Origin of the sequence: Phenylobacterium sp. (genome assembly GCF_019636135.1) — a bacterium.
Taxonomy (GTDB): Bacteria; Pseudomonadota; Alphaproteobacteria; order Caulobacterales; family Caulobacteraceae; genus Phenylobacterium.
Genome location: NZ_JAHBYD010000002.1, coordinates 121,190 through 147,242, shown reverse-complemented (window position 1 = coordinate 147,242; position 26,053 = coordinate 121,190). Strand labels below are relative to the sequence as shown.

Annotated in this window: 26 protein-coding genes; 15 read left to right on the top strand and 11 right to left on the bottom strand. The window is 72.4% G+C overall.

All coding sequences use genetic code 11. The annotated features are described in order from the left end of the window. The first annotated feature begins 470 nt into the window (after positions 1 to 470). Positions 471 to 1,736 carry a hypothetical protein gene (locus KF737_RS01980; RefSeq protein ID WP_296449821.1) on the top strand — a complete coding sequence of 422 codons (1,266 nt, stop codon included), beginning with the start codon at positions 471 to 473 and terminating at the stop codon, positions 1,734 to 1,736. Here KF737_RS01980 and KF737_RS01975 read toward each other — a convergent pair. After that, positions 1,733 to 2,815: a zinc-binding dehydrogenase gene (locus KF737_RS01975; RefSeq protein ID WP_296449820.1), complete on the bottom strand. Its 1,083-nt coding sequence runs from the start codon at positions 2,813 to 2,815 to the stop codon at positions 1,733 to 1,735. The two genes, KF737_RS01980 and KF737_RS01975, sit on opposite strands and share 4 nt — an antisense overlap. Positions 2,816 to 2,905: 90 nt before the next feature. Here KF737_RS01975 and fabD point away from each other — a divergent pair, with 90 nt between their 5' ends. The 5 genes from fabD to mltG all read left to right on the top strand — a co-directional run bounded on the left by fabD (position 2,906) and on the right by mltG (position 7,332). Continuing rightward, positions 2,906 to 3,847, top strand: coding sequence for an ACP S-malonyltransferase (fabD, locus tag KF737_RS01970; protein WP_296449818.1), 942 nt, complete (start codon positions 2,906 to 2,908; stop codon positions 3,845 to 3,847). Then, positions 3,847 to 4,587, top strand: a complete 741-nt coding sequence (gene fabG / locus KF737_RS01965; RefSeq protein WP_296449816.1) for a 3-oxoacyl-[acyl-carrier-protein] reductase — start codon at positions 3,847 to 3,849, stop codon at positions 4,585 to 4,587. The genes fabD and fabG overlap by 1 nt, the downstream gene beginning before the upstream one ends. A gap of 121 nt (positions 4,588 to 4,708) precedes the next feature. Beyond that, positions 4,709 to 4,948, top strand: a complete 240-nt coding sequence (locus KF737_RS01960) for an acyl carrier protein (RefSeq protein ID WP_068877152.1) — start codon at positions 4,709 to 4,711, stop codon at positions 4,946 to 4,948. Positions 4,949 to 5,038: 90 nt separating this feature from the next. Further along, complete coding sequence (fabF, locus tag KF737_RS01955; protein WP_296449814.1) at positions 5,039 to 6,322, top strand: beta-ketoacyl-ACP synthase II; 1,284 nt, start codon at positions 5,039 to 5,041, stop codon at positions 6,320 to 6,322. Continuing rightward, positions 6,319 to 7,332, top strand: coding sequence for an endolytic transglycosylase MltG (gene mltG / locus KF737_RS01950; RefSeq protein ID WP_296449812.1), 1,014 nt, complete (start codon positions 6,319 to 6,321; stop codon positions 7,330 to 7,332). The genes fabF and mltG overlap by 4 nt, the downstream gene beginning before the upstream one ends. A gap of 14 nt (positions 7,333 to 7,346) precedes the next feature. Here mltG and KF737_RS01945 read toward each other — a convergent pair whose 3' ends face one another. Next, positions 7,347 to 8,039 (bottom strand): PEPxxWA-CTERM sorting domain-containing protein, encoded by a 693-nt coding sequence (locus KF737_RS01945; RefSeq protein WP_296449810.1) that lies wholly within the window; start codon positions 8,037 to 8,039, stop codon positions 7,347 to 7,349. Positions 8,040 to 8,281: 242 nt separating this feature from the next. Between KF737_RS01945 and KF737_RS01940 the strand changes: the two genes are divergently transcribed. Beyond that, positions 8,282 to 9,178 carry a YicC/YloC family endoribonuclease gene (locus tag KF737_RS01940; RefSeq protein ID WP_296449808.1) on the top strand — a complete coding sequence of 299 codons (897 nt, stop codon included), beginning with the start codon at positions 8,282 to 8,284 and terminating at the stop codon, positions 9,176 to 9,178. Positions 9,179 to 9,367: 189 nt separating this feature from the next. Beyond that, positions 9,368 to 10,048: a guanylate kinase gene (gmk, locus tag KF737_RS01935; protein ID WP_296450011.1), complete on the top strand. Its 681-nt coding sequence runs from the start codon at positions 9,368 to 9,370 to the stop codon at positions 10,046 to 10,048. A 427-nt stretch (positions 10,049 to 10,475) separates the two neighbouring features. Here the strand turns inward: gmk and KF737_RS01930 are convergent, their stop codons facing one another. Beyond that, positions 10,476 to 10,679 carry a hypothetical protein gene (locus KF737_RS01930; protein ID WP_296449806.1) on the bottom strand — a complete coding sequence of 68 codons (204 nt, stop codon included), beginning with the start codon at positions 10,677 to 10,679 and terminating at the stop codon, positions 10,476 to 10,478. A gap of 182 nt (positions 10,680 to 10,861) precedes the next feature. On the opposite strand from KF737_RS01930, the gene KF737_RS01925 reads away from it, so the two are divergent. Next, positions 10,862 to 11,719 carry a hypothetical protein gene (locus KF737_RS01925; protein WP_296449804.1) on the top strand — a complete coding sequence of 286 codons (858 nt, stop codon included), beginning with the start codon at positions 10,862 to 10,864 and terminating at the stop codon, positions 11,717 to 11,719. A 190-nt stretch (positions 11,720 to 11,909) separates the two neighbouring features. Further along, on the top strand, positions 11,910 to 12,413 hold the full coding sequence (locus KF737_RS01920) for a hypothetical protein (protein WP_296449802.1): 504 nt from the start codon (positions 11,910 to 11,912) through the stop codon (positions 12,411 to 12,413). Between the two features lie 211 nt (positions 12,414 to 12,624). Here KF737_RS01920 and KF737_RS01915 read toward each other — a convergent pair whose 3' ends face one another. Then, complete coding sequence (locus KF737_RS01915) at positions 12,625 to 12,825, bottom strand: hypothetical protein (RefSeq protein WP_296449800.1); 201 nt, start codon at positions 12,823 to 12,825, stop codon at positions 12,625 to 12,627. 143 nt (positions 12,826 to 12,968) lie between these two features. Between KF737_RS01915 and KF737_RS01910 the strand changes: the two genes are divergently transcribed. Together KF737_RS01910 and KF737_RS01905 are read left to right on the top strand one after the other, a co-directional pair. Next, positions 12,969 to 15,158, top strand: a complete 2,190-nt coding sequence (locus KF737_RS01910; RefSeq protein ID WP_296449798.1) for a penicillin acylase family protein — start codon at positions 12,969 to 12,971, stop codon at positions 15,156 to 15,158. A gap of 123 nt (positions 15,159 to 15,281) precedes the next feature. Beyond that, a complete protein-coding gene (locus KF737_RS01905) occupies positions 15,282 to 15,980 on the top strand; it encodes a PEPxxWA-CTERM sorting domain-containing protein (RefSeq protein ID WP_296449796.1) in 699 nt (232 codons plus the stop codon). Positions 15,981 to 16,204: 224 nt separating this feature from the next. Here KF737_RS01905 and KF737_RS01900 read toward each other — a convergent pair whose 3' ends face one another. The 3 genes from KF737_RS01900 to KF737_RS01890 are packed head-to-tail and all read right to left on the bottom strand — an operon-like array spanning position 16,205 to position 19,225. Beyond that, positions 16,205 to 16,513, bottom strand: coding sequence for a DUF4387 domain-containing protein (locus KF737_RS01900; protein ID WP_296449794.1), 309 nt, complete (start codon positions 16,511 to 16,513; stop codon positions 16,205 to 16,207). Further along, entirely contained in the window at positions 16,510 to 17,895 is a 1,386-nt protein-coding gene (locus tag KF737_RS01895; RefSeq protein WP_296449791.1) for an acyclic terpene utilization AtuA family protein, read from the bottom strand. Before KF737_RS01895 ends, KF737_RS01900 begins: the two co-directional genes overlap by 4 nt. A gap of 13 nt (positions 17,896 to 17,908) precedes the next feature. Next, entirely contained in the window at positions 17,909 to 19,225 is a 1,317-nt protein-coding gene (locus KF737_RS01890; protein WP_296449789.1) for a CitMHS family transporter, read from the bottom strand. Positions 19,226 to 19,309: 84 nt separating this feature from the next. Here KF737_RS01890 and KF737_RS01885 point away from each other — a divergent pair, with 84 nt between their 5' ends. Next, complete coding sequence (locus KF737_RS01885) at positions 19,310 to 19,993, top strand: Crp/Fnr family transcriptional regulator (protein WP_296449787.1); 684 nt, start codon at positions 19,310 to 19,312, stop codon at positions 19,991 to 19,993. Positions 19,994 to 20,024: 31 nt separating this feature from the next. Here the strand turns inward: KF737_RS01885 and KF737_RS01880 are convergent, their stop codons facing one another. Then, positions 20,025 to 20,348 (bottom strand): YnfA family protein, encoded by a 324-nt coding sequence (locus KF737_RS01880; protein WP_296449785.1) that lies wholly within the window; start codon positions 20,346 to 20,348, stop codon positions 20,025 to 20,027. Between the two features lie 180 nt (positions 20,349 to 20,528). Here KF737_RS01880 and KF737_RS01875 point away from each other — a divergent pair, with 180 nt between their 5' ends. Continuing rightward, positions 20,529 to 21,050, top strand: coding sequence for an ACT domain-containing protein (locus KF737_RS01875; protein WP_296449783.1), 522 nt, complete (start codon positions 20,529 to 20,531; stop codon positions 21,048 to 21,050). A gap of 501 nt (positions 21,051 to 21,551) precedes the next feature. On the opposite strand, the gene nikR is transcribed toward KF737_RS01875, so the two are convergent. Beyond that, a complete protein-coding gene (nikR, locus tag KF737_RS01870; RefSeq protein ID WP_296449781.1) occupies positions 21,552 to 22,025 on the bottom strand; it encodes a nickel-responsive transcriptional regulator NikR in 474 nt (157 codons plus the stop codon). A 124-nt stretch (positions 22,026 to 22,149) separates the two neighbouring features. Between nikR and KF737_RS01865 the strand changes: the two genes are divergently transcribed. Next, on the top strand, positions 22,150 to 24,165 hold the full coding sequence (locus KF737_RS01865) for a TonB-dependent receptor (RefSeq protein WP_296449779.1): 2,016 nt from the start codon (positions 22,150 to 22,152) through the stop codon (positions 24,163 to 24,165). A 13-nt stretch (positions 24,166 to 24,178) separates the two neighbouring features. Here KF737_RS01865 and KF737_RS01860 read toward each other — a convergent pair whose 3' ends face one another. Together KF737_RS01860 and KF737_RS01855 are read right to left on the bottom strand one after the other, a co-directional pair. After that, on the bottom strand, positions 24,179 to 25,114 hold the full coding sequence (locus KF737_RS01860; protein ID WP_296449776.1) for an ester cyclase: 936 nt from the start codon (positions 25,112 to 25,114) through the stop codon (positions 24,179 to 24,181). A gap of 141 nt (positions 25,115 to 25,255) precedes the next feature. Continuing rightward, positions 25,256 to 25,969 (bottom strand): helix-turn-helix domain-containing protein, encoded by a 714-nt coding sequence (locus KF737_RS01855; protein WP_296449774.1) that lies wholly within the window; start codon positions 25,967 to 25,969, stop codon positions 25,256 to 25,258. Between the last annotated feature and the right edge of the window lie 84 nt (positions 25,970 to 26,053).

Genomic DNA, 26,053 nt, shown 5'->3' with positions numbered 1-26,053 from the left:
GGTTGCAGCCGCGACTTTTACCTTTTGCTAACCATCGTCGCTTGTGAAACTGCGTTCCGCGACTGTCAAGTTCGAGCTCTTCGTTGGTGATGCCTCACAACTCCTGATACTTGTTCATGTTTCGAAGGAAGCGCGGGCTGGGGAATTTGCTGTCGAGTGCTGTGTCCCGGCGGCGGAATCGCAGGCTGAGCGCAGGCATTGCGGCGCGCGATATCCTGAACCTGCCGGCGCGAGTCCTTGGTGGGCGAGCGACGCGACGGTCCTGATCTCTGCGGCGTTCAGTCTCTCCTCAGGCGTCGCACGGCACGATTGCCTGAGACCTGGCCGACCAGGCCGCCAGGGAGCCCGGCGCTCGGGGCCGGTCGGCCGTGTGCGACAATCGGCGCAGGCGTTTTCGCGGCGACGCGGCGGGTTGATGTAGGATCGCCACGGCCGGACCGTGGTCGGCGGCGGGTCTTCAGGGGGGTGATTTGGCCGACGACGGGGGCTGGCCGATCGGGACGGGCGAGGCGCGGACGCGCGCGGCGCTGGACGAGTTGCGCGCCGTGCTGGCCGCCCTCGAAGCGCGCCTCGACGCCGCCGCGACGACCCTGCCGGTCGAGACCGCCGCCGAACTGATCCGCACGCTGGACGCCCTGGCCCGTCGGATGGCCGATCACGAGGCGGCCGCCAAGGCCCGGGCCGGCGAGCTCGCGATGGTCGTTGGCCAACTCACCCGCCGGCTTGAGGCGCAGTCCGCCGCCCAGGCGGCGCGCGAGCAGGCGATGTCGGCGCGGCTGGACCTGATGCTGGACGAGCTCGGCCGCGCGGCTGCGCCGCCGCCGGAGCCGGGCGTCCTGCGCGCCGTGCTGGTGGCCGCGAGCGCACTGGCGGCGCTGAGCGTCGTGGGCGCCGGGGTGCTGATCGCGACGCAGCCGCAGCTCCTGCCGCGGGTCGTGGCCGTGCTCACCGACAGCCTGCCGCTCCGCCCCGGCCTGAAGCCCGTCGCGGCGCACGTCGCGGCGTCCGCCGCCCGAACGCCTCCGCTGCCGTCCGTGGTCGTTCCCGCGGCGCCGAGCGAGACTTATGCCGCTGTCGCCGAAGCGCTGGCCCGGGGCGACGCCATGGCGCTGCCGCGGCTGGCCGGCCTGGCCCAGGCCGGCGACGCCCAGGCCCAGCTGCATCTCGCCAGCCTCTACGAGACCGGCGGCGCCGGCCTGCCCCGCGACATCGCCGCGGCGCGCGGCTGGACCGCCAAGGCCGCCGAGCGCGGCGACCGCATGGCCATGCACAACCTCGGGCTCTTCCTGATGGAGGGCGAGGGGGGCTCACGCGACTATGCCGCCGCCGTGGCCTGGTTCCGCCGCGCCGCCGAACAGGGCGTCGTGGATTCGCAGTACAACCTCGGCCTCCTCTACGAGGCCGGGCGCGGCGTGGAGAAGAACCTGCGCGAGGCCTACCGCTGGTACGCCATCGCCGCCAACGCCGGCGACATGGCCGCGCGCGAAAAGCAGGTGGAGATCGAGGGCCGCCTGACCGGCGCCGAGCGCGCCGGCCTCGACCGGGACGTCGTCGCCTTCCAGCCCGGCGCGCCGGTGCTGGACACCTCGGGCGTCATCGCGCCGGCGACCACCATCGCTGAGACCCAGGCCTTGCTCGCGCGCCAGGGCTACTACGTGGGCCCGATCGACGGCGTCGCCTCGCCGGCCTTCCGGCAGGCGTCGACGGCCTACCTGCGCGATCATCCGCAGCGTTAGCCGTTCGGCTGCACCAGGATCTTCACGTGCGCCTCGGGATCGCCGAGGTCGCTGAACGCCTGGGCGACGCCGTCCAGCCCGACCTTGCCCGTCACCAGGCCGTCGACGTCGATGACCCCCTCGGCGAGCTGGTTGAGGGTGAGCGCGAACTCCTCGGGCGTGTAGCCGAACACGAAGGTGAGCTCGATCTCCTTGGTGATGGCGATCGAGGGCTCGATCTGGTCGGTCTCCATGCAGACGCCGGCCACGACGATCTGCGCGCCGGCCGGGGCCGCCTCGATCAGCGCCTGGACGACACCGGGAAACCCGACGCATTCGAACACCACCGGCTGGGCGATGGCGTTGCCCATCATCCGCATCATCGACTGCGCGGCGCGCGCCCTCGGCACGCCCAGGGCCTCCCAGCGGTCATGCGGGTTCTCGACGGCCGGGTCGACGACGATATCGGCGCCCAGCTTCTCGGCGGCCGCCCGCCGGCGGGGCGAGAAGTCGGCGGCGATCACCGGGCCATGGCCCTTGGCCTTGAGCGCCGCGATGACCGCTAGGCCCACCGGCCCGCAGCCCACGACCAGCGACACGGACTTCGGCTCAAGCCGGGCCTTGGCGACGGCGTGCGCGCCCACGGCGAACGGCTCGGTCAGCGCGGCCTTGTCGGTCGGCAGGCCGTTGGGGACGGCGAGCACCATCGCCTCGGTCAGCAGCATCTGCTCGGCAAAGCCCCCCGGCAGGAGGTTCGAGAAGCCCAGGGCCTCGACGCCGCCGTTGTGCATGGTGACCGGCACGCTCACGACCCGCGTTCCGGCCTTCAGCGCCTTGGTCGAGCCTGGGCCGTGGTCGAGGATCTCGGCGCAGAACTCGTGGCCGAACACGGTGTCGGCAGTGGGGTCGAAGCCGCTGTCCATGGCGCCGCCCGCGCGCCGCGACAGGTCGATCATGTGCTCCATGGAGTGGAGCGCGTGCAGGTCGGACCCGCAGATCCCGCAGGCCAGCGTCTTGACCAGCACCTGGCCCGCGCCCGGCGTCAGCTCCGCGATCTCATCGCACACCAGGCGCTTATCGCGCCGGATCACCGCCCTCATGCGTTCACCCCTTCGGTCTCGTCATTCTTGTGCCTGCGAGTTCTATCCCCTAACCCTCGCGCCTCGGAATCACCAGGAACGGGATCGCCTATGACCCTCGCATTCCTCTTCCCCGGCCAGGGTAGCCAGGCCGTCGGCATGGGCCAGGAACTGGCCGGCGCGTTCGCCGCCGCGCGCGAGGTCTTCCAGGAGGTGGACGAGGCTCTGGGCCAGAAGCTCTCGGCGCTGATGAAGGACGGGCCCGAGGACCAGCTCACCCTGACCGAGAACGCCCAGCCGGCGCTGATGGCCGTCTCCGTGGCCGTGATGCGGGCGCTGGAGAAGGAATTCGGCGTCTCCGTCGGGAAGGCCGCCTTCGTCGCCGGTCACAGCCTGGGCGAATACTCGGCGCTGGCCGCCGCCGGCGCGATCAGCCTCTCGGACACCGCGCGCCTGCTGAAGCGCCGCGGCCAGGCCATGCAGCGCGCCGTGCCGGTGGGGCAGGGCGCGATGGCGTCCCTGATCGGCCCAAAGACCGACATCGCGCTCGCCGAAGAGGCCGCCAAGGCGGGCTCCGAGGTGGGCGTCTGCGTCGTGGCCAACGACAACAACCAGGGCAACGTGGTGATCTCGGGCGGCAAGGCCGCCGTGGACCGCGCCATCGAGAAGGCCAAGGAGCTGGGCGCGCGGGCGATCCCGCTGAACGTCTCGGCGCCCTTCCACTGCCCGCTGATGCAGCCCGCCGCCGACGAGATGGCCGAGGCGCTGGCCGCCGCCACGATCCTGGCCCCGCGCGCGCCGCTGGTCGCCAACGTCATCGCGCGGCCCACCAACGACCCTGAAGCCATCCGGCGCATGCTGGTCGAGCAGGTGACCGGCCGCGTCCGCTGGCGCGAGAGCGTCGCCTGGATGGCCGAGAACGGCGTCACCCGCTTCGCCGAGGCCGGCGCCGGCAAGGTGCTGTCCGGCATGGCCAAGCGGATCGCGCCGGACGCCGAAGCCACGCCGCTGAACACGCCCGCCGACCTCGAAGCCTTCGCGGGGAGCCTCTGATGTTCGACCTGACCGGAAAGACCGCCCTCGTCACCGGCGCGACCGGCGGCATCGGCGCCGAGATCGCCAGGACCCTGCATGCCCAGGGCGCCCACGTGGTGCTGAGCGGCACACGCGAGGCGGTGCTGCAGGAACTGGCCGCCAGCCTGAAGGAACGGGTGTCGGTCGCCGCGGCGAATCTCTCCGATCCTGCGGCCGTCGACGGCCTGATGGAAACCGCCGAGGCGGCGGCGGGCGCGCCGATCGACATCGTGGTCGCCAACGCGGGAATCACCCGCGACGGCCTGCTGATGCGCATGAAGGACGAGGACTGGGAGACGGTCCTGAAGGTCAACCTCGAGAGCTACTTCCGCCTTGCCCGCTCGGCCATGCGCGGGATGATGAAGCGCCGCCACGGCCGCATCATCGGCATCACCTCGGTCGTGGGCGTGATGGGGAATCCGGGCCAGGCCAACTACGCCGCCTCCAAGGCCGGGATGATCGGGTTTTCGAAGGCCCTGGCGCAGGAAGTCGCCACGCGCGGCATCACCGTCAACTGCGTGGCGCCGGGCTTCATCGAGAGCCCGATGACGGACGCGCTGAACGAACAGCAGAAGGCCGGCATCCTCGGCACGATCCCCTCCGGAAAGCTGGGCGCCGGGCGTGACGTGGCGGCCGCGGTCGCCTATCTGGCGTCGGACGAGGCCGGGTACGTCACCGGCCAGACCCTGCACGTGAACGGCGGCATGGTCATGATCTGACTATCGCGTTCCCGGTGGAACATGCTACGCGCCACCCGGATTTGATCACCAAGGCGGCGGTTGACTTCGACCTCTACGTCGCCGATGCAAGACCTGACTAACCCCTGAGGGACTTAAGCGAATGTCCGACGTTCTTGAACGCGTCCGTAAGATTGTGATCGAGCATCTGGATGCCGATCCGGAGAAGGTGACCGAGAAGGCCAGCTTCATCGACGACCTGGGCGCCGACAGCCTGGACAACGTCGAGCTCGTGATGGCCTTCGAGGAGGAGTTCGACATTGAAATCCCCGATGACGCCGCGGAGCACATCCAGACGGTCGGCGACGCCGTGAAGTTCATCCAGGAGCGTCTGGGCGGTTAAGGCCGCAACTTCACGTATCGGATCAAGAGCCGCCGCGTCCCTGGGCACCAGCGCCCGATGGCGCGGCGGCTTCGTTTTTGAGGGTTCGCCATGCGTCGAGTCGTCGTCACCGGCATCGGTCTCCTGACCCCCCTGGGCCAGGGGACGGAGCACACCTGGAAGAGGATCCTGGCCGGCGAGTCCGGCGCGGGGCGCATCACCGCCTTCGACGTGTCGGACTACGCCTGCCAGGTGGCGTGCGAGGTGCCGCGGGTCGACGGGCGGGGCGGCGGCGGGCCCGACGTGGCCGGCAGCTTCGATCCGGACCAGACCATGTCGGCCAAGGACCGGCGGCGCGTCGACGACTTCATCCTCTACGGCGTGGCCGCGGCGGACGAGGCGGTGAAGGATTCGGGCTGGGTCCCGCAGACGGACGAGGACCGGGAGCGCACCGGGGTCATGATCGGCTCGGGCATCGGCGGCCTGGGCACCATCGCCGAGACGGCCATCGAACTGCACGAGAAGGGCCCGCGCCGGGTCAGCCCGTTCTTCATCCCCTCGTCGCTGATCAACCTCGTCAGCGGCCAGGTCTCGATCCGCTACGGCTTCAAGGGGCCGAACCACGCGGTGGTCACCGCCTGCGCCACCGGCGCCCACGCCATCGGCGACGCGGCGCGGCTGATCATGTTCGGCGACGCCGACGTGATGATCGCGGGCGGGGCCGAGGCCAGCGTGGTGCCCGTGGGCATCGCCGGCTTCATCGCCTGCCGCGCCATGTCGACCGGCTTCAACGACGACCCCACCAAGGCCAGCCGCCCCTACGACAAGGACCGCGACGGCTTCGTGATGGGCGAGGGCGCCGGCATCCTGGTGCTGGAGGAACTGGAGCACGCCAAGGCGCGCGGGGCCAGGATCTACGCCGAGGTGATCGGCTACGGCCTGGCGGGCGACGCCTACCACATCACCGCCCCGGCCGAGGACGGCGACGGCGGCTTCCGCGCCATGAAGGCCGCGATCCGGAACGCCGGCATCCAGGCCAGCGACATCGACTACATCAACGCCCACGGCACCTCGACGCCGCTGGGCGACGAGATCGAGCTGGGCGCCGTCGAGCGGTTGCTGGGCAATGCGGCCGCCAAGGCCACCATGAGCTCGACCAAGTCGGCCACCGGCCACCTGCTGGGCGCCGCCGGCGCCATCGAGGCGGCGTTCACGGTGCTGGCGATCCGCGACCAGATCGCGCCGCCCACGATCAACCTGGACAACCCCTCCGTCGAGACCGCCATCGACCTGGTCCCGCACAAGGCCAAGCCGATGGAGATCAACGTGGCGCTGTCGAACAGCTTCGGCTTCGGCGGCACCAACGCCTCGGTGATCTTCAAGAAGTACGCGTGACGAGACGCCGCCTCTCCCGTCGCGCCGCGGCCGGAGGCGGCCTGATCGCACTGGGCCTGGCGATCCTCGTCGCCCTGGCCGGGGTCTGGAGCTACGCGGGGCCCGGCCCCAGGGCGATGAGCGGCGAGGCGACCGCGGTCGTGCTGGAGCGCGGCGCGGGCGTGCGCCAGATCGCCGACACGCTCAAGACGGCCGGCGTCATCTCCTCGGCGGGGCTGTTCGCCGTCGCCGCGCGGCTGACGGGCGCGGCGGCCGAGCTGAAGGCCGGCGAGTACGAGGTGAAGTCGGGCGCCTCGATGGCCTCGGTGCTGGGCGACATCCGCGCGGGCCGGGTCGTGCGCCGCCTGGTGACCATCCCCGAGGGCTGGACCAGCGGCATGGCCCTGGACGCGGTCAACGCCTACCCCGTGCTGACGGGAACCGCCGTCGAGCCGCCCGAGGGCTCGTTGCTGCCGGACAGCTACGAGGTGCAGCGCGGGGAGGACCGCGAGGCGGTGATCCGGCGCATGCAGGCCGCCCGCGACAAGCTGCTGGCCGAGCTCTGGGCCGCACGCCAGCCGGGCCTGCCGATCGCCACGCCGCAGGAGGCGGTGACGCTGGCCTCGATCGTGGAGAAGGAGACGGGCGTGGCGTCGGAGCGGCCGCGCGTGGCGGCGATCTTCGTCAACCGGCTGCGGGCCGGGATGGCGCTGCAGAGCGACCCGACCATCATCTACGGGATCACCAAGGGCCGGCCGCTGGGGCGCGGCATCCGCGCCTCGGAGCTGGCCGCGGACAGCCCCTGGAACAGCTACAAGGCGACGGGCCTGCCGCCCGGGCCGATCGCCAACCCGGGCCGCGAGGCGCTGGCGGCGGTGCTGAACCCGCCGAAGACCGACGAGCTCTACTTCGTCGCCGACGGCACGGGCGGGCACGCCTTTGCCAGGACGTACGAAGAGCACGAGAAGAACGTCGCCCGCTGGCGCCGGATCGAGCGCGAGCGCGCCGCCGGCGCCGGAGGCAGCCGGTGACGCGTCGCGGGATGTCAGGCCGGGACCGCGCGCCGGCGCAGGGCGGCGCCGACGCCGCCGAAGCCCATGATCATCAGCGCCCACGCGCCCGGCTCGGGCACGCCCTCGATGACGCGGAACGACAGCGAGGTGAGGTCGTGCTCGGCCGCGAGGCCGGGGCCGACGAAGAAGGCGAAGAACTGGTTCTCGCCGAGGGTCACCCGGCCGTCGTAGACGAGGTTGTTGGGCGTGGTGTTGGCCGTTCCGAGGATCACCGACGGCGCGAGGCTTTGCAGGCTCGCGATGGTGACGCCGTCGTTCAGCGTCTCGGCGCCGTTGAACACCGCCTTGATGCGGTAGGTCCCGGCGTGCGGCGCGTTGAAGAACACCGCGGCGCCGAAATCGCCGGGTTGCACGATCAGGGCGCCGGTCGGCACCGTCAGGATCGAGCCGTCGTCGACCTCGATGGTGGCGGGCGTGTCGGCGCCGGCCTTGAAGAACCCGGAATCGCCGGGATTCGCGCGCAGGCACGTGGTGTCGAGCGGGCAGTCGTCCGTCGCCATCAGCGAGGGGTTCTGGCCGATCGGGCCGGTGAAGCCGACATAGCGGAACACGCCGGTCGGGTTGGAGCCGTCGAACAGGTCGAAGGCGTCCCAGGTCGTGGCCATGGCCGAGGCCGGACAAGCGAAGGCGGCCGCGATCGCCGCGGCGGAAAGCTTACGAAGCACGATATGGATCCCCCCATGCGACCGTTCCCGAACGGCCGGGCGCGACGAGAACAGGGATCCCGCTTTTCGGCAACCGCGTTCTCTCGACAGCAGAGCGCCGGTTTACTCTCGGGCGAGTTACGACGTTATCCGAACCATGCCTGGATCTGCCGGGGCGGGATCGCGACAACACCTGGAAAGACTGGAAGTCCGTCGGGATCGCGCGTCGCGGCTCCCGACCCTGCGTTGACGGAGGCGATCGGATGCCGATCTCGGGGATGACGGGGTTCGGCCGCGCCGAGGGCGCGTGGGGCCCGTGGAGCTGGGCGGCGGAGGCCCGCAGCGTCAACGGCCGGAACCTGGAGGTGCGCTTCCGGGGGCCGCCCGGGTTCGAGGCCCTGGAGCGAACGGCGCGCGAAGGGGCGCAGGCGAGGTTCCAGCGGGGGCAGGTGACGGTCGGCGTCCAGGCGCGCCGGGCCGAGGGGGCGATCGCGGTGCGGATCAACACCGGGCAACTGGAGCGCTACCTGGCGCTGGGCGCGCCGCTGGTGGCGGACGGCAGGGCCGCGCCGCCGACGCTGGACGGCCTGCTGGCGCTGCGCGGCGTGGTGGAGGCGGACGACGCGGGGCTGGACCCCGAGGCGCAGGCCGAACTGGAGGCCGCCATGGCCGCCTCGGTGGCCGCGGCGCTGGACGGCCTGCTGGCGGCGCGCAGGCAGGAGGGCGAGGCGCTGCTGCCCGTGCTGGCCGGCCAGGTGGACCGGATCGCGGCGCTGACGGCGCAGGCGCGCGAGCTGGCGGCCGGCCAGCCCGCCGCCATCAAGGCCCGCTTCGCGGCGCGGCTGAAGGAGCTGGCGGGCGAGGCGGCCACCGAGGAGCGGATCGTGCAGGAGGCCGCGGCGCTGGCCGTGAAGGCCGACGTGCGCGAGGAGCTGGACCGGCTGGGCGGGCACGTGGACGCCGCCCGCGGCCTGATCGGCGCGGACGCCCCTGATGGGAAGGGGGCCGTGGGGCGGCGGCTGGACTTCCTGACGCAGGAGTTCATGCGCGAGGCCAACACGCTGTGCTCGAAGTCGGCGTCGGGCGCCTTGACCGCGGTCGGCCTGGACCTCAAAGCCGTGATCGAGCAGTTCCGCGAGCAGGTGCAGAATGTGGAGTAGGCCCTGCGCGCCGCAGGCGAACATTGGAACCACGGATTTCACGGATTTCACGGATGCGCCCGGCGGCGGCCCGGACATCCGTGAAATCGGTGAAATCCGTGGTTTGAATCTGGTTGGCGCTGCGCGCCGGGGGTGGGGTTGGTGACGGCGCAGGACGATCTGAAGCCTTGGGAGACGACGCGGCGGGGGATGCTGCTCCTGGTGTCGAGCCCGGCGGGGGCGGGGAAGACCTCGCTGACGCGCACGCTGGTGGCGGACCACGACAGCCTGATCCTGTCGATCTCGGCCACGACGCGCGAGCCGCGGCCCGGCGAGCAGGAGGCGCGGGAGTACTACTTCAAGAGCCGCGGCGAGTTCGAGGCGATGATCGCCGCCGGCGAGCTGCTGGAGTACGCCACCGTCAACGGCAACTACTACGGCACGCCGCGCGCGCCGGTGGAGGCGGCGCTGGAAGCCGGCCACGACGTGATCTTCGACATCGACTGGCAGGGCGCGGCCCAGATCGCCGAGAAGGCCCCGGACGACGCGGTGCGCGTGTTCATCCTGCCCCCCGCCTGGGGCGACCTGGAGCGCCGCCTGCGGGCGCGGGCCCAGGACAGCGAGGCGATCATGGAGGCGCGGCTGCGGCTCGGCCAGGAGGAGGTCCGCCACTGGGCGGCCTACGACTACGTCATCGTCAACCAGAACTTCGACCGGGCGTACGCGGACCTGGGGCACATCTACCGCGCCGAGCGCATCAAGCCGCAGCGGAACACCTGGCTGCCGGAGTTCGTGGGGCGGCTGCTGGCGGAGGCGTCGGGGGAGGCCCCGCCGCACGACCCATCCGGGGCGCCGCCGCGGACGACGATGATGCGGCCGGTGCAGAAGTAGGGGCGGCGGGGGCGGCTGCGCGAGCCTTTCAGCTTCGAGGGCGCGTCAGCGCCGTTTTGATTCAACCACGGAAAACACAGAAAACACGGAAGGCGGGGGATCACGCGGAGCCTCTTCTGTGTCCTTCCGTGTTTTCTGTGGTCCATCTTGAGGGCGCCTGCGGCGCGTGCTGCGTTGACGGGTTGGCGTGGTGCACGAAGCGTGGCGGATGATGGACGGCGCGAGCCTTTCGGCTTCGAGGGCGCGTCAGCGCTGTTTTGATTGAACCACGAAGATCACCAAGGGCACGAAGGCGCCGTGGATGAGCTGGGCGTAGCGCGCTTCTCCGACCCTTGGTGGCCTTGGTGGTTGGAATCAGGGCGCCTGCGGCGCGCAGGAAGCCCGCCGGCTCAGCGCAACCGTCTGGGGCTGACGCGGATGCGGCGGGTCAGAGCAGCATGGCGGCGATGCCGCCGGCGATGGCGAGGGCGCCGATGGCGAGCCAGGCGGCGAGGCCCCTGAGGTAGGACTTCCAGTTGAAGGCGACCCAGTCGGGCTGGGCGGCGATCTTGCGGCGCGCGCCGTCGAGGGTTCCGCCGATGGCGAGGATGCCGAACAGGATGGCGCCGATCGCGAGGGGACGGACTTGCATGCGGCCATGGCTACGTCGGGCGGGGCGCGTCGGCAATGGACGTGTCGGAAAACTAGAACATTACATGAACAAATGCTAGGGTCCGGCTTGCGTCGGTGACTGCGCCTGACGGGCGGGCGCCGCGGATTTCCGGAGGCAGGGCGATGGACGGAGCGGACTTTGGGCCGGGGGATTTGGGGTGCGTGGAGGGGGGGTGCGCGGAGGGGGGACCGGCCGAGCCGTCCGCCGAGGCGCTGAAGAAGCGGACGCAGCGGGCGCGGCGGGCCTACGAGCGGCGGGACTACCTGCGCAAGGTGGCGGCGGTGCAGCGGCTGTGCCGGCGGCTGGAGGCGGGCGGGACGGTGGCCGACGCCTGCCGGGAGCCGACGATGCCGCCCCGGGCGACGCTGATGTACTGGCTGGCGCACGAGGCCGAGCTGCGGGCGATGTTCGAGGCGGCGACGGCGCGGGCGGCGGAGGTGTTCGGGCCGCGCCGCGCGTACGTGGGCTTCGACGAGGCGGTGGCGGCGGAACTGCTGGAGCGGCTGGCGCACGGGCGGTCGCTGGCCGAGGTGTGCGAGGAGCGGGACATGCCGACGCCGGTGACCGTGCATCGCTGGCGGACCGAGCGGCCGGCGTTCGACGCGGCGTACCTGCAGGCGCGGGAGGCGCAGGCCGAGCGGCTGTTCGACCTGGCGTGGCGGATCGCCTGCGAGGCCGAGGAGCACGAGGTGAAGACGGCGCGCCTGAAGATCCAGGCGATCCGGCACCGGATCGCGAAGCTGGCCCCGCGGGTGTTCGGGACGCAGAAGGCGCAGGCGGCGGACGGCGGGACGGGGAGCGGGGCGGGGGCGGGCCGCAAGACGACGTGGTTCGTCGCGCGGCGGTTCGGCCAGACGCCGGACGGGCGGCTGCTGGAGATCACCGACCTGGTGGAGGGCCTGCCGCAGGCGGAGATCGAGGCGCTGAAGGCGGACATCCGGGCCGGGCGGAAGACGGCGGAGACCCTGCCGCCGACGGCGGACTGGCTGCCCTATCGCGAGCGGTTGCAGCCGCGCTGACGGTCAGGCGGCCTTGCGCCGGGGCGGCGCGGGGCCGCGGAGCGCCGGCGGCGCCAGCGGGCGGCCGGGCGCGCAGACGACCAGCGTGCGGCGCGCCCACGGAGGGAGGCTGAACCGGAGGGGGCCGAGGGCGGGGGACACGGGGAGACCATCCTTAAGCGATCGTTGATGTCGTCTGCTGCAACTACGGATGGAGCCGGGGTTCGGCTGCATCGGGAGCCATGGATGTTGCGGCGCGGCGCGGCGCGGCGTGGTGTGGGGCGGGCTGGCGCTGGCGGCGTGTTCGCGCGGCGGCGCGGGCGCAGGCGCGGGCGGGGGCGGGGGCGGATTGGGGGCGCCGGCCGATGGGCGCGCCTCGCCCGAAGCGGCGGCGCAGGTGGTGCGCGACTACTACCTGGCGGTGGAGTCGGGGCGGACGGCCGAGGCGGCCGACCTGCGGGAGGACGGCGGGGTCGAGGACGTCGCGCCGTTCCTGTCGCTGAAGGCGGACATCGCGCGGGCGCGGCCGGCGGCCGGCGAGGAGCCCGGGTGGAGCTATGCGCGCGTGCCCGTGGCGCTGACGGGGCGGTTCGTGACGGGGGGCGACTATCGCGCCTCGGGCGCCGTCACGCTGCGGCGGACCGACCGGGCCGGCGCGAGCGCGCGCGAACGGCGCTGGCGCATCCACCGGATCGTGGTGCGCGCGGCGCCCTAGCGCAGGCTGAGGGGTGGGTTGGGCCGAGTGGGCGGGCTTCCTGCGCGCCGCAGGCGCCCTCAAGATGGACCACAGAAAACACGGAAGACACAGAAGAGGCTCCGCGTGGCCCGCCGTCTTCCGTGTTTTCTGTGTTTTCCGTGGTTGAATCGAAGCGGCGCTGACGCGCCCTCGGAGTTGAAAGGCTCGCGCCATCCATCATCCGGCGCGCCTAGTGGCGGACCACCCATTCGCTGACGTAGGCGTGGGTGGCGCGGGCCAGCTTGGGCGGGCCGGAGAAGTAGAACTCGCTGCCGAACATGACGCGGCGCTCCCGCCAGGAGATCTGGCCGGTGTCCTCGGCCTGGAGGACCGACCGCAGCTTCGCGCTCATCCCGCTGGGCACGAAGGCGACATAGGTGGCGTCCGGCATGCTGCATTCCCACTCGACGTTGCGCCCCGGGGCGAAGGGAAGGTGAGTCCGCCCGCACGCCAAGCGCGGCCGCACGTCGCGGGCTGGACAATCCGTGGAGGCGCGGGCGAGGTGGCGGTGTTTCGGGCGGTGGAGGTGCGGGCGTGCGGGTGGCGGGTGTGGTCCTGGTTCTGGCGCTGCTGGCGGCGCCGGCGGCGGCGGATGGGTCGGCGGGCGGGCTGGCGGATACGGGCGCGCAGGCGGCGCGGGTGACCATCGTGCGCGACGACTGGGGGATCGCCCACGTGCGCGGGAAGACCGACGCCGACGCGGTGTTCGGCATGGCCTATGCGCAGGCCGAGGACGACTTCAACCGGGTGGAGACCAACTATCTGGTGAGCCTGGGCCGGCTGGCCGAGGCGGAGGGGCCGGGGGCGATCTGGCAGGACCTGCGCCAGCGGCTCTTCGTCGACCCGGCCGACCTGCAGGCGCGGTACGCCGCGGCGCCGGCGTGGCTGAGGGCGCTGATGGACGGCTGGGCGGCGGGGCTGAACCACTACCTGGCGACGCATCCGCAGACGAGGCCGCGGGTGATCACGCGGTTCGAACCGTGGATGGCGCTCAGCTTCACCGAGGGCAGCATCGGCGGCGACATCGAGCGGATCCCGCTGCGCGACCTGGAGGCCTTCTACGGCGGGACGCCGGCTTCGGCGGGCGGTCCCCCTCCCGCCGTCGCTGCCGCGACGGGGGAGGTGAGGGAGCCGTCGGGGTCGAACGGGATCGCGATCGGGCCGTCCATCACGCAGGACGGGCATGCGCTGCTGCTGATCAACCCGCACACCAGCTTCTTCTTCCGCTCGGAGCTGCAGATGACGAGCGAGGAGGGGCTGAACGCCTACGGGGCGGTCACCTGGGGGCAGTTCTTCATCTACCAGGGCTTCAACGCCCACGCCGGGTGGATGCACACGTCCAGCGGCGTCGACGTGGTGGACGAGTTCGCCGAGACCATCGTGCGCACGCCGGGCGCGCTGATGTACCGCTATGGCAGGGACGCGCGGCCGGTGCAGACGGCGAAGGTGACGATCCGCTACCGGCTGCCGGACGGGGCGATGGGGAGCCGGGACTTCACCACCTACCGCACGCACCACGGCCCGATCGTGCGCACCGAGGGCGACCGCTGGATCGCGTTCGCGATGATGTACAGGCCGGTGGAGGCGCTGACGCAGTCGTACCTGCGGACCAAGGCGACCGACCTGGACGGGTTCCTGGAGGTGGCGGAGGCGGAGAAGGCGAACTCGTCGAACAACACTCTGTTCGCCGACGACAAGGGGGCGGTGGCCTACCTGCACCCGCAGTTCATCCCGCGGCGGGACGACCGGTTCGACTTCACCCGGCCGGTGGACGGGGCGGACCCGGCGACGGACTGGGGGCCGCTGCACGCGTTCGCCGAGCGGCCGAACGTGGTGCGGCCGAAGGGCGGCTGGGTCTTCAACGTCAACGACGGGCCGTACGACGGCGCGGGGCCGGAGAGCCCGAAGGCGGCGGCGTTCCCGAAGTACATGGACACGGCGGGGCGGAACGCACGGACGTTCCACGCGATCCGGGTGCTGGACGGCCAGAGCGGGTTCACGCGCGAGGGGCTGCTGAAGGCGGCGTTCGACCCGGACCTGCCGGCGTTCGACGTGCTGATCCCGGCGCTGGCCGCGGCGTGGGACGAGCGCCCGGCGGACGATCCGATGAAGGCGCGGCTGGCCGGGCAGGTGGCGGCGCTGAAGGCGTGGGACCGGCGCTGGTCGGCGGCGTCGACGGAGACGTCGCTGGCGGTGTTCTGGGCCGAGGCGCTGCTGGCCAAGACGCCGCCGGGGCGGGCGGGGAACTGGGGCCTGATCCAGGCGATGGCCGAGCGCACGCCGGCCGAGCGGCTGGCGGCGCTCGCCGAGGCCTCGGACCGGCTGACGGCGGATTTCGGGAGCTGGAAGACGCCCTGGGGCGAGATCAACCGGTTCCAGCGGCTGACGGGCGACATCGTGCAGGCGTTCCGCGACGACGGGCCGTCGATCGCCGTGCCGTTCACCTCGGCCGCCTGGGGCTCGCTGGCCTCGTTCGGGGCCAGGCGCTACCTGGGGACGAAGCGGTACTACGGGACCAGCGGCAACAGCTTCGTCGCCGTGGTGGAGTTCGGGCCGAGGGTCCGCGCCCTGGCGGTGACGGCGGGCGGCGAGAGCGGCGACCCCGCGAGCCCGCACTTCAACGACCAGGCCGGGCGCTACGCGAGCGGGAACCTGCGCGAGGTCTACTTCCATCCCGAGCAGCTCGCGGGGCACACCGAGCGCACCTACCGGCCGGGAGAGTGAGGCGCCGACCGCGTTCGCGGGATGGCGATTCCTTACAATCCAGTTTCCGGGCGCCGGGTTACGTCTTGCGCAGCCATGGGGTCCCTGGGGGCGTCATGGTGGGGAAAGTGGGGGTGTAGCATCATGAAGACAATCATCGTTTCGGGCGTCGCGGCGGCGATGCTCGTGGCCGGTCCGGCCGCGTCGGCGACCTATTCGGCCTATGACCAGTTCGCGGTTGCGGGCGGCGTGATCACGGCCGCCAACTTCGCGTTCGGCTACGCGACGAGCGGTTACGCCGGGGCCGATGCGATCACGGCCTTCGACATCTTCGAGACGGCCTGCGCCGGCGACGCCAACCTCCAGTGCGCGCGCGCGGCGAACGGCGCCAGCGTGGTGAAGGCGGCGGGCGCCTATGATCAGCCGGGCACGCCGTTCTTCGACGCCGGCGAACTCAACCTGCACCCGGGCGCGGGCAACCAGACGACGGTCGTGCAGTTCATCGTGCCGATCTCGGGCCTCTACAGCTTCTCGGGCGCGTTCACCGCCAACGACAGCTCGCCGAACAGCGTCGACGTGGCGGCGTATGTGTCGGGCGTGAGCCAGATCGCCAACAGCCGGGGCGCGTTCAGCTTCGACGCCGACCTGACCGCGGGCCAGAAGGTGAGCTTCGCGCTCGGTTCGGCCGGGGACTACAGCTTCGACTCGACCGGCTTCGCGCTGAGCGTGACCGGACCCGACGGGGCGCCCGGCGTGCCCGAGCCGGCGAGCTGGGCGCTGATGATCCTGGGCTTCGGCGGCGTGGGCGCGATGATGCGCCGGCGCCGGGTGGCGACGGCCTAGAGGCTGGGCTCGATAGAGTTTTGCCCCAAACCACCCGTCATCCCGGCCGGAGGGCCGTATTCGGCCCGTAGAGCCGGGACCCAGGGGGTTCAAGCTCGGCGCCCGGTCCTCCTGGGTCCCGGCTCTCCGCTGCGCTGCGGCCGGGATGACGATCTATGCTATTGAATCTATGTTTCTTTCGCGCATCTGCAATTGAGTGGAGACCCTAGGTCGGGCCCTCTGCGTCATTCGAGCCGCACGTCGAGCAGGCGGACGAACTGCTGGCCGCAGTGCATGTCGCGCTCGACCTCGCCGCCCTGGGGGCTGGTGCGGGGGTAGGAGACCTTGAGGATGCCGAGGTCGGCGATGCGGTGGTGCTGGACGAGGGCCGGGTCGGCGCCGAAGAGGCGTTCGAACAGGGCCGGGCCGAGGGCGGGGCTCCCGGCGTAGCGGGCGAAGCGCTCGGCGTCGCGGAAGAAGAGGTCGACGGTGACCCAGTAGGGCCCGGCGTTCTTGGAGCGCACGTGGCGGCAGGCGTCCCTGACGGTGGTCATGCGTCGGCTCCTTCGCGCACGTCGATCCAGGCGGTGCGGACGAGCTGCAGGGGATCGTCCACCGCCACCACGTGGTTCAGCCGGAACTCGAAGACCGGGCCGCGCTCGATGTCGGCCGGGGTGAAGGCGAAGCCGTAGCTGGGCAGCTCCTGGTCGGGGACGATCGGGAAGTGGAAGAACCAGGCGTTGCAGGCCTTGGCGATGCGGGTGGCCAGCGCCTGGGTCTCGGCGGTGGCGACGAAGAGGACGCCGACCTCGCGCGGCGGCGGCGCGCCCGGCGGCGGCCGGTCGCCGGAGACGGCGTTCCAGCCGTAGAGCCTGAGCGAGATGTGGAAGTCGCCGGCCTCGGGGCCGAGGCTGCGGCGCGCGCGCTCGTAGAGGGCGGCCAGCATGCGGTCGTGGAACTCGTCGAGGCGGCAGAGCACGTCGGGGTCCTGGATCCCGATCAGCATGACCGTCTGGTAGCGGCCCCGCGCGGCGCCCTCGAGCTTCATCGTGTAGGGCTGCGGCTCCCAGACGGAGCCGGTGACGCGGACGCGGCGGTCGTCCAGCGCGACGTAGCGGGCGCGGGTCACGTCGAGCACGCCGCCGGGCTCGGTGAGGCGGAACGGGTTGGCGTTCTCGTAGAGCATGTGGGCCGAGACGCTGTGCGGGTCGCAGCGGTTGGCGGGGTTCAGCGGCTCGACCTCGAAGCCGTCGGTCCCGACGGCGATGAGGACGCCCGCGCCGTCGGCCGGCCGGACGGTGCATTGCGCGCCGCACTCGGCGATCTTGGCGGCGTGCCAGGCGGCGCCGGCGTCCATGCCGCGCATGAGGGCGAAGCAGGCGAGGACGGCCGTGTCGGTGGTGCGGCCGCCGATGATGACGTCCGCGCCGGCCTGGAGGGCGGCGACGTAGGGCTCGGGCCCCATGGCGGCCACGATGTGGTCGCAGCCGTCAAGGGTGGCGTCGTCCAGCGGGCCCAGCGGCGGGAGCGGGCGGATGCGGCCCGCGGCGTTGAGGGCCTTGAGCGTCGCCTTGTCCTGCTCGGAGTAGAGGAGCGCGACGCGGGGGGTGAGGCCGTGCTCGCGGGCGATCTCGACGGCGATGTCGCGCGTCCAGTCGACGTTGAGGTCGCCGCCGGCCTGGCCGGCCGTGCCGACGATCACCGGGATGCCCGCCGCGGCGCCGGCCTGCATCAGGATCGCGAGGTCGCGCTTCACCGCGCCGCGGTCGTTCTTGGAGACGCCGAGCGCCAGGTAGGCCGCGCCGCTGTCGGTGGAGCCGGCGTCGGTGGCGATGGCGTGGGCGCCGAGCGCGACGCCGCGGCGGACCTCGGCCTCGCGCACGCCGCTGCCCAGCGAGCCGGACGGGACGAGGATGCGGATGGGGCCTTCGGTCATCGGTCGTCCTCTTTCAGGCGCGCCAGGGGATGGCGCCGGTCAGCCCCATGACGATCAGCAGCACGAGGCTGACCAGCACGGCCCACTTGAGCGCGAAGCGCTGGGCCTCGCCCACGTCGACCTCCAGCAGGCTGCAGGCGAGGTAGATGGGCGCGAGCAGGGGGCTCAGCGTATGCACCGGCAGGCCGACCATCGCGGCGCGGGCGATGGCGACGGGCTCGACGCCGAAGGCCGCGGCGGCCTTGGCGACGACGGGGACCACGCCGAAGTAGTAGGCGTCGTTGGACATCACGAAGCTGAGCGGCAGGGCGGCGAGGCCCGCGATCGGCGCCATGGAGGGGCCGACCTCGGGCGGGACGACCGAGAGGACCGCCGTGGCCATGGCGTCGGCCATGCCGGCGCCGTTCAGGATGCCCGTGAAGACGCCGGCGGCGAAGATCAGCAGGAAGACCTGCAGCACGTTGTCGGCGTGGGCGGCGAAGCGGGCGCGCTGGTCGGCCAGGCGCGGGTAGTTGACCGTGAGCGCGATGGCGAAGGCGCCCATCATCAGGACCGGGAGCGGCGCGAGGCCGGAGATCATCCCGGCCAGCAGGGCGAGGGTGAGCGCCAGGTTGAACCCGAGGAGCTTCGGCCGCCGCGCGTCGTCTTCGGCTTCGGGCTGAAGGGGCGTCGTGACGGCATCGGGCGCGCCGGGGACCCAGCCCAGGCGGCGGCGCTCGGCGCGGCCGAACAGCCAGGCCAGCAGGAACACCACGGCCAGGCCGGCCAGCATGGCGGGCAGGATCGGGCCGACGACGTCCGCCAGGTCCAGGTGGAGCGCGGCGGCGGCGCGGGCGGCGGGGCCGCCCCAGGGCAGCAGGTTGACGAGCGAACTGGACAGGCCCAGCAGGGTCGCGAGGATCAGCGGGTTCATGCCGACCCGGCGGTAGACCGGCAGGAAGGCGGTGATGACGATCAGCGCCGTGCTCGTCCCGTCGCCGTTGAGCGAGACCAGCGTCGCCAGCACGGCCGTGCCGAGGCTGATGCGCAGCGGGTCGCGGCCGACCACGCGCAGGACGCCGCGGACGAGGGGCGCGAAGAGGCCGGCGTCCATCATGAGCGCGAAGTAGAGGACCGCGAAGCCGAGGAAGAGGGCGGTGGGCGCGACCTGGCCCACGCCCTCCAGGATCATGCGGCCGAGCCCGGCGCCTTCGCCGGCCAGCAGGCCGAAGGCGATGGGGACGGCCAGCAGCGCGGCGACGGCCGACATCCGCCGTGTCATGATCAGCGTCATGAACGTGGCCACCATGGCCGCCCCGAGCACGGCCGGGTGGGTGAGGAGCGCGGGCATGGCGACGGACTAGCGCGGCCGGCCGCGGTTCCCTTGCCTGGTTTTTTACATCGGGCCGAAGAAGGCGGGCTAAGGTCGCCGCCGATGATCAATCGCCGCGAGAACTGGATCGCCGCGCTGCCCGCCGGGATCCGGGCCGAGCTGGAGGCGTGCGCGGTCGTGCGCGACTACCCCCGCGGCGCGGCGATCTGCGAGGCGGGCGATCCGGCGCGCGGCGTCCACCAGGTGGTCGAGGGCTATATCAAGGTGACCGGCCTGACGCGGGCGGGGGAGACGGCGGTCATCGTCGTCTACGGGCCGGGCAACTGCTGGGGCGAGTCGCCGCTGATCGCGGAGCGGCCGCATCACCACACGACGACCGCGATGACCGACGTGCGGGTGCGCCACTACCCGCGCGCGGACTTCCTGCGCATCTACGCGGCGCATCAGGCGGTGAGCCTGGCGCTGTGCCGGAAGTTCAGCCGCTCGATGTCGCAGCTCATCCGGCGCGAGGCGGCGCAGTCGCGCGAGCGGATGGCGCGGCGCGTGGCGGGCTGCTTCTACGCCTTCCTGCACGGCGCGCCGGAGCCCGCGGCCAACCGCGGCGTGATCGAGGCGCCGCTGACCCAGACCGACATCGCCGACTTCCTGGGGGTCACGCGGCAGAGCGTGCAGCCCGAGATCGCCGCGCTGAAGGCGGCCGGGATCGTGGAGAAGCGCGGCGGCGTCTGGGAGGTGCTGGACGTGCGCGGGCTGAAGCGGTGGGCGCTGGACCTCGGGGACGCCTGAGCCTGTGAGGGCGCCGCCGCCTCTCCGGGGGCTACGCCGCGCGCGGGCCCAGGAGGATCACGCCGGCGCCGACCAGGCAGAGCAGCGCGCCGGTCACGTCCCACCTGTCGGGCGTCTTCTGTTCGACCAGCCAGAGCCACGCGATCGAGGCGATGATGTAGATGCCGCCGTAACTCGCATAGGCCCGCCCCGCGGCGTCGCTGTCCACGCGTGTCAGCAGGAACGCGAACAGGGCCAGCGATCCCATCCCGGGAATGAGCCACAGCGGCGAACGGTCCAGCCGCAGCCAGGCCCAGAAGGCGAAGCATCCGGCGATCTCGGCCACTGCCGCCAGGGCGAAATAGATGAAAGACATGGATTCCGTCCCGCTGCGCGCGCTCGTCGCCGCAGCCGTAGCACAATGCCCGACGCGGGACGGACCCCTCAGCGCCGAAGTTCCGGAACCCGACGCCGGAGCCGCCGGCCTCTTGACCCGCGGCCGCGCGCCGGTCTGATGGCGGCTCCCGCGCGAGGGCGGGAAGCTGGAGGGCGGCACGTGGCGTCGGTGATCCTGAGCGTGAGCGGCAGCGACCGGCCGGGGCTGACGGAGGCGCTGGCGGGCGCGGTGCTGGCGGCCGGCGGCAACTGGCTGGAGAGCCACCTCTCGCAACTGGGCGGGCTCTATGTGGGCTCGGTGCTGGTGGCGCTGGACCCGGACAGGCTGGAGGCCCTGCGCGAGGCCGTACGGGCGGTGGACGCCCGGGGCCTGGAGGTGCGGATCGCGCCGGCCGTGGACGGCGCGGGCGCCGGCGGCGAGGCGCTGCGGTTCAGCCTGGTCGGCCAGGACCGGCCCGGCATCGTGCGCCAGGTGACGGCCGTGCTGGCCGCCATCGACGTGAACATCGAGACCTTCGAGACCCGCGTCGGCCCCGAGCCGCATTCGGGGGCCGCGCTCTTCCACATGGACGCCCGGCTGCGGCTGCCGGCGGGGATGACGGCGGCGCGGGTGCAGGCGGCGCTGGAGGACATCTCGGCCGAGATCATGGTCGACACCTCGCTGACGCCGGCGGAGGGCTGAAGCGGCGCCGGGGTCTGCCCCATATGGATGCGGGTGGCCGAAAGGCCCTCGGTCAAACCGCGGAGATCGCGGAGACACGCGGAGGATTCCCGTGGACCCGCGAGCTCTCTGCGTATCTCCGCGATCTCTGCGGTTCATGACTCGGGCGGACAGGCCGCCCGCAAACCCTATGCGATGGCCCTGTGGGTCGCGGGAGCTTTCGAGCCTGCGTTGGCGCGTCGGCGCCGGAAGGAATCAACCACGAACGAACACGAAAGACACGAACAGGCCGGGGGCGGTCTCAGGGCCGGGCTCGTCCAGGACGCGTTCGTGTCTTTCGTGTTCGTTCGTGGTTCCGGATGACGGCGCCTGCGGCGCGCAGGGTGCTTTCCGCAGCATGCCCATCCAGCAGCCTGCGGCCTCGATGGAGGAGGGTTGGGTGGTGGTGTGGCTACGGCGTTGCGGCAGACGGCGCCTTTGGCGTCGACGCCTCTTGCGCCCGGCCGGTGAAGTCCTGCGCGCTCAGCCGACGACCGGCCGGAGGTGTTCGTGGGCGCCGTGGCGGTGGCCGTGGTCGGCGGGGCCGTGTTCGCCGTTGGGCTCGACCGCGATCAGGTTGAGCTGGCCGAAGCGGACGCCCCGCTCGGCGCGGATCGTGTCGGCCAGGGCGCGCACGTCGGCCGTGCGGCCCTTCAGCATCACGCTCTCCAGGCAGTGGTCGTGGTCGAGGTGGATGTGGAACGTCGCCAGGACGCGGTCGTGGTGCTGGTGGCTGATCTCGGTCAGCCGCTGGGCGAGCGCGCGGACGTGGTGGTTGTAGACGTAGGACAGGTTGGCCACGCAGTCGCCCTCGGCCGCCTCCTCGCGCCGCTCGGCGATGGCCTTGCGCACGAGGTCGCGCACCGCTTCCGAGCGGCTCCCGTAGCCCCGCTCGGCGGCCAGCGCGTCGAACGCTTCGGCGAGGTCCTCTTCGAGGGAGACGGTCACGCGCTGCATCGGGGTCCTCCTGGCGCCCGCATCATAGGCACGGGGCATGGGCTCAGTCCCGTTTGTCGTATGGACGTGGCGCCGGGATAGCGTAGGAACTATCATCCGAAAGTTCCTACGGGGAGTGGGGCCTTTGCGTATCACGCTGCTGACCCTGGCCGTCGTCGCGGCCGCCGCGCCGGTCGCCCGGGCCGCCGACGAGGCCATGGCCACCGCGGGGCCGGAGGTCGAGGAGGTCTACGTCTGGGGCAAGCGCGAGGGCCAGGTGGGCGTCGCCGCCAGCGCCAGCCAGGGCGAGGTCTCGTATGCGGCCTACGCCAACCGGCCGATCCTGCGGCCCGGCGAGCTGGCCGAGGTGGTCCCGGGGCTGGCGGCGACCCAGCACTCGGGCTCGGGCAAGGCCAACCAGTTCTTCCTGCGCGGGTTCAACCTGGACCACGGCACCGACTTCTCGATCTCGCTGGACGGGGCGCCGCTGAACCTGCGCACGCACGCGCACGGCCAGGGCTACCTGGACGTGAACGGGGTGACGCCCGAGTTCGTGCAGGCCATCGACTACCGCAAGGGGCCGTACTTCGCCGAGGCCGGCGACTTCTCGGCGGCGGGGACGGCGGGGTTCCGCACCTTCGAGACCCTGCCGTCGAGCTTCGCGCAGGCGCAGGGCGGGGCGTACGGCTTCGGCCGCGCGGTCGTCGGGGCGAACCTGGGCGAGGCGGGGATGCTCGGCGTCGACCTCACCACCGGGGACGGGCCGTGGAAGCGCGACGAGAACCTGCGCAAGGCGAGCGCGCTGGGCCGGTTCGCGGCCGGCGGCTGGTCGGTCACGGCGCTGGCCTACGGCGCCCGGTGGGATTCCACCGACCAGATCCCGCAGCGGGCGGTGGACGCCGGGACGCTGTCGCGCTTCGGCTTCATCGACGGGACCGACGGGGGCAGGACCAGCCGCTTCATCGTCTCGGCGCGGCGGCGGCCGGACGCCGACAGCGACCTGGTGGTCTACGTCCAGCGCTACAGGCTGAACCTGTGGTCGAACTTCACCTACTTCCTGGACGACCCGGTGAACGGCGACCAGTTCGAGCAGGCCGAGCGCCGCTGGATCGTGGGCGCGTCGGGCTTGCGCACCTGGCGGCCGTCCGAGGCGCTGACGGTGCGGGTGGGCGGCGAGGCACGGCTGGACGACATCGGCAGCGTCGGGCTCTACCGCACGCGGGCGAGGCAGCGCCTTTCGACGGATCGGCAGGACGGGCTGCGCGAATGGTCCGGCGGCCTCTGGGGCGCGGCGACCTGGGCCGACGGGCCGCTACGGGCCACGCTGGGGCTGCGCGCCGACGCGATCGCGGTGGACGTGGACTCCGACACGCCGCTGAACTCGGGGCGCGAGAGCGCGGCCCAGGTCAGCCCCAAGCTCACCCTGGCGTGGCGGGTGTCGCCGCAGGTGGAGCTGTACGCCGACGCGGGCCGCGGCTTCCACTCGAACGATGCGCGGGGCGCCGTGCAGCGCGTCTCGCCCACGACCGGCGATCCGGTCGACAAGGTCCCGCTGTTCGCCGCCGCCGACGGCGCCGAGGTCGGCGCGCGCTACGAGGTCCCCGGGTTCTCGGCGAGCGTGGCGCTGTGGGCGCTGCGGCTCGAATCGGAGCTGGTCTACGTGGGCGACGCGGGCGACACCGAGAGCACCGACGGGACCCGGCGCCTGGGCGCCGAGGTGCTGATGACCTGGTCGCCGCGGCCGGGGATCAACCTCGACGTCTCGGGCGCGGCGACCCGGGCGCGCTATCGCGGCGACCCGCCCGGCGGCGACCGCATCCCGAACGCGCTGGAGTACGTGGTGACGGCCGGCGCCACGGTGCGCCTCACCGACGACGACGTGGCCCAGGTGACGCTGCGCCGGCTGGGGCCCGCGCCGCTGATCGAGGACAATTCGGCGCGCTCGAAGGCGGCGACGGTGGTGAACCTGGCCTACACCCACAGCTTCGGGCCGCTGGCGGCGACCGTCGACGTGCTGAACCTGCTGGACAGCCGGGACAACGACATCACCTACTTCTACGCCTCACGGTTGCCGGGCGAGGCGGCCGACGGCGTCGAGGACTATCACTTCCACCCGATGGAGCCGCGGCAGGTGAGGGTGGGGCTGCGCTACAGGTTCTGAAGGCGCGCCCCTGTCAGGCGGGCGGCGGCGGAAGCAGGCCGAGCTGGATGGCCATGCCGACGTCGTCGCGGCAGGCGCGGTGCGAGACCACCAGGCCGTCCTCCAGGGTCCACCAGTGGATCTGGCGCTGGACGAAGGTCCTGCCGGTGGGCGGAAGCTCGAACAGGAATCCGGAATCGATCGGGAAGCGCATGACCCCGGTGTGCCGGACCAGGCGCTCGGTGCTGGCGATCACGCCGTCGTCGACCGCCACCATCTTCAGAAGCCCCGTGCCGCCGTCCACGCGGGTGTAGCTGTCCCGGATCGCGCCGTAGATCAGCTTCAGGCGGTCGAGCGACGACGCCCGCCCGTGGTTGCTGGTGTCCGGCGCGAACACCTTGACCGCCTCGTCGAAGTCGCCGCGGGCCTGGGCGTCCTGGTTGCCCTGCATCAGGGCGAGGTTCCGGGCCTGCCGGGGTTCGGTGGCGATCCCGCGGTGGACGACCGGCGGGCCGTCGAAGCCGACCGGCAGGTCGAACGGCGTCCGCGCCGGAATGAGGCCAAGCTGCATCAGGAGGCTGGCGTCGTCGCCGAGACCCACGCGATCCGCCACGAGGCCGTCCTTCAGGCTCCACCAGTCGATCCGCAGGACGGAGAAGCGCCGGCCGGTCGGCGGGACGCCCGCCGTCCGGCCGCCGTACAGCGGCAGCCGCCCCACGCCGCGATGCGTGCCGGAGCAGGCGGCCATGACCACGACGTCGTCGCCATGGGGCACGACCTCGCGCACATCGAGCCGGGCGTCGGGGAACAGGGTGAAGATGTCGGCGAGCGCTTCGGCCGTTCGCGCGCGGCCGAAGGGCTTGCCCCATTCGGTCATGGACGGCGCCAGGCGCCGCACGGCCCTGTCCGGCGCGTGGGCGTTGAATGCGTCGTAGTAGCCGCGGACGATCTCGACAGGGGCGGTCTGCATCGGTGTGGGGCTCGCGGCTCGGGACGACGCTGGCGGCAGCGACAGGGCGCCCGCCGCGCCCAGGAGACGACGGCGGGACAATCGGGTGAGGACGGGCATGCGCTCAGCTCATGGACGGCGCCGCACCAGCGCGGGGCCGGCCTAGTAGTCGCGCGTCCGCGCCCGGACGTATTGGAAGTCTCCGACATGCGGTAGCAGCGTGAGCGGGGTGCGGCCGCTCAGGATCCGGACGTCGCGGTTGAAGTGCGCCTGGTCGCCATAGCCCGCCTCGACGGCGGCGCCGGCGAGGCTCGCGCCGTCCTTGGCGAGCGCCACGGCCCGGCGCATCCGCAGGATCGTGGCGTAGCGCTTGGGCGGCAGGCCGAAGCGTTCGCCGAAGAGACGTTCGAGCTGGCGCTCCGAGAGCCCGACGCTTTCGGCGGCGCGCCGCACGGAGCCCGACCGCCGCAGGACCTGCGCGGCGACCGAGGCCCGACGATCCAGCACGAACGCGGCCGAGACGCCCTCCGGCCGCACCAGGCTTGCGGCCTCGCCGGCATGGAACAGCTCCTCCAGCGGCCCGGCCGCGTGCGGGGCGATCTCGGCGAGCGGGGCCTGCCGGTCGCGCAGCTCGCTGAGCGGAATCCCCAGCCACGCCTGGGCCACCACGGGATCGAGGTTGAGGACCTGGATGTCCTGGCCCACCGACTGCGAGGGGCGCGCCTCGCTCTGCGGGCCGCTGAGATACAGACGCTCGCCACGCCAGACGAGGTCGCAGCAGACGTCGGCCTGGGTGATCCGGCCGGGCCGCGGACACAGGCGGGCGAACATCACGCCCGCGAGGCCGTCCGGAGCCGGGTGGAGGGTGCGCGGCATCGCGGCCAAGCTAGCGCAGGGCCGCCCGATGTCACCCGGCAAAGCGGCCCCGCCGAAGCCTGGGCGCGGCAGCGCCGTGTCGAT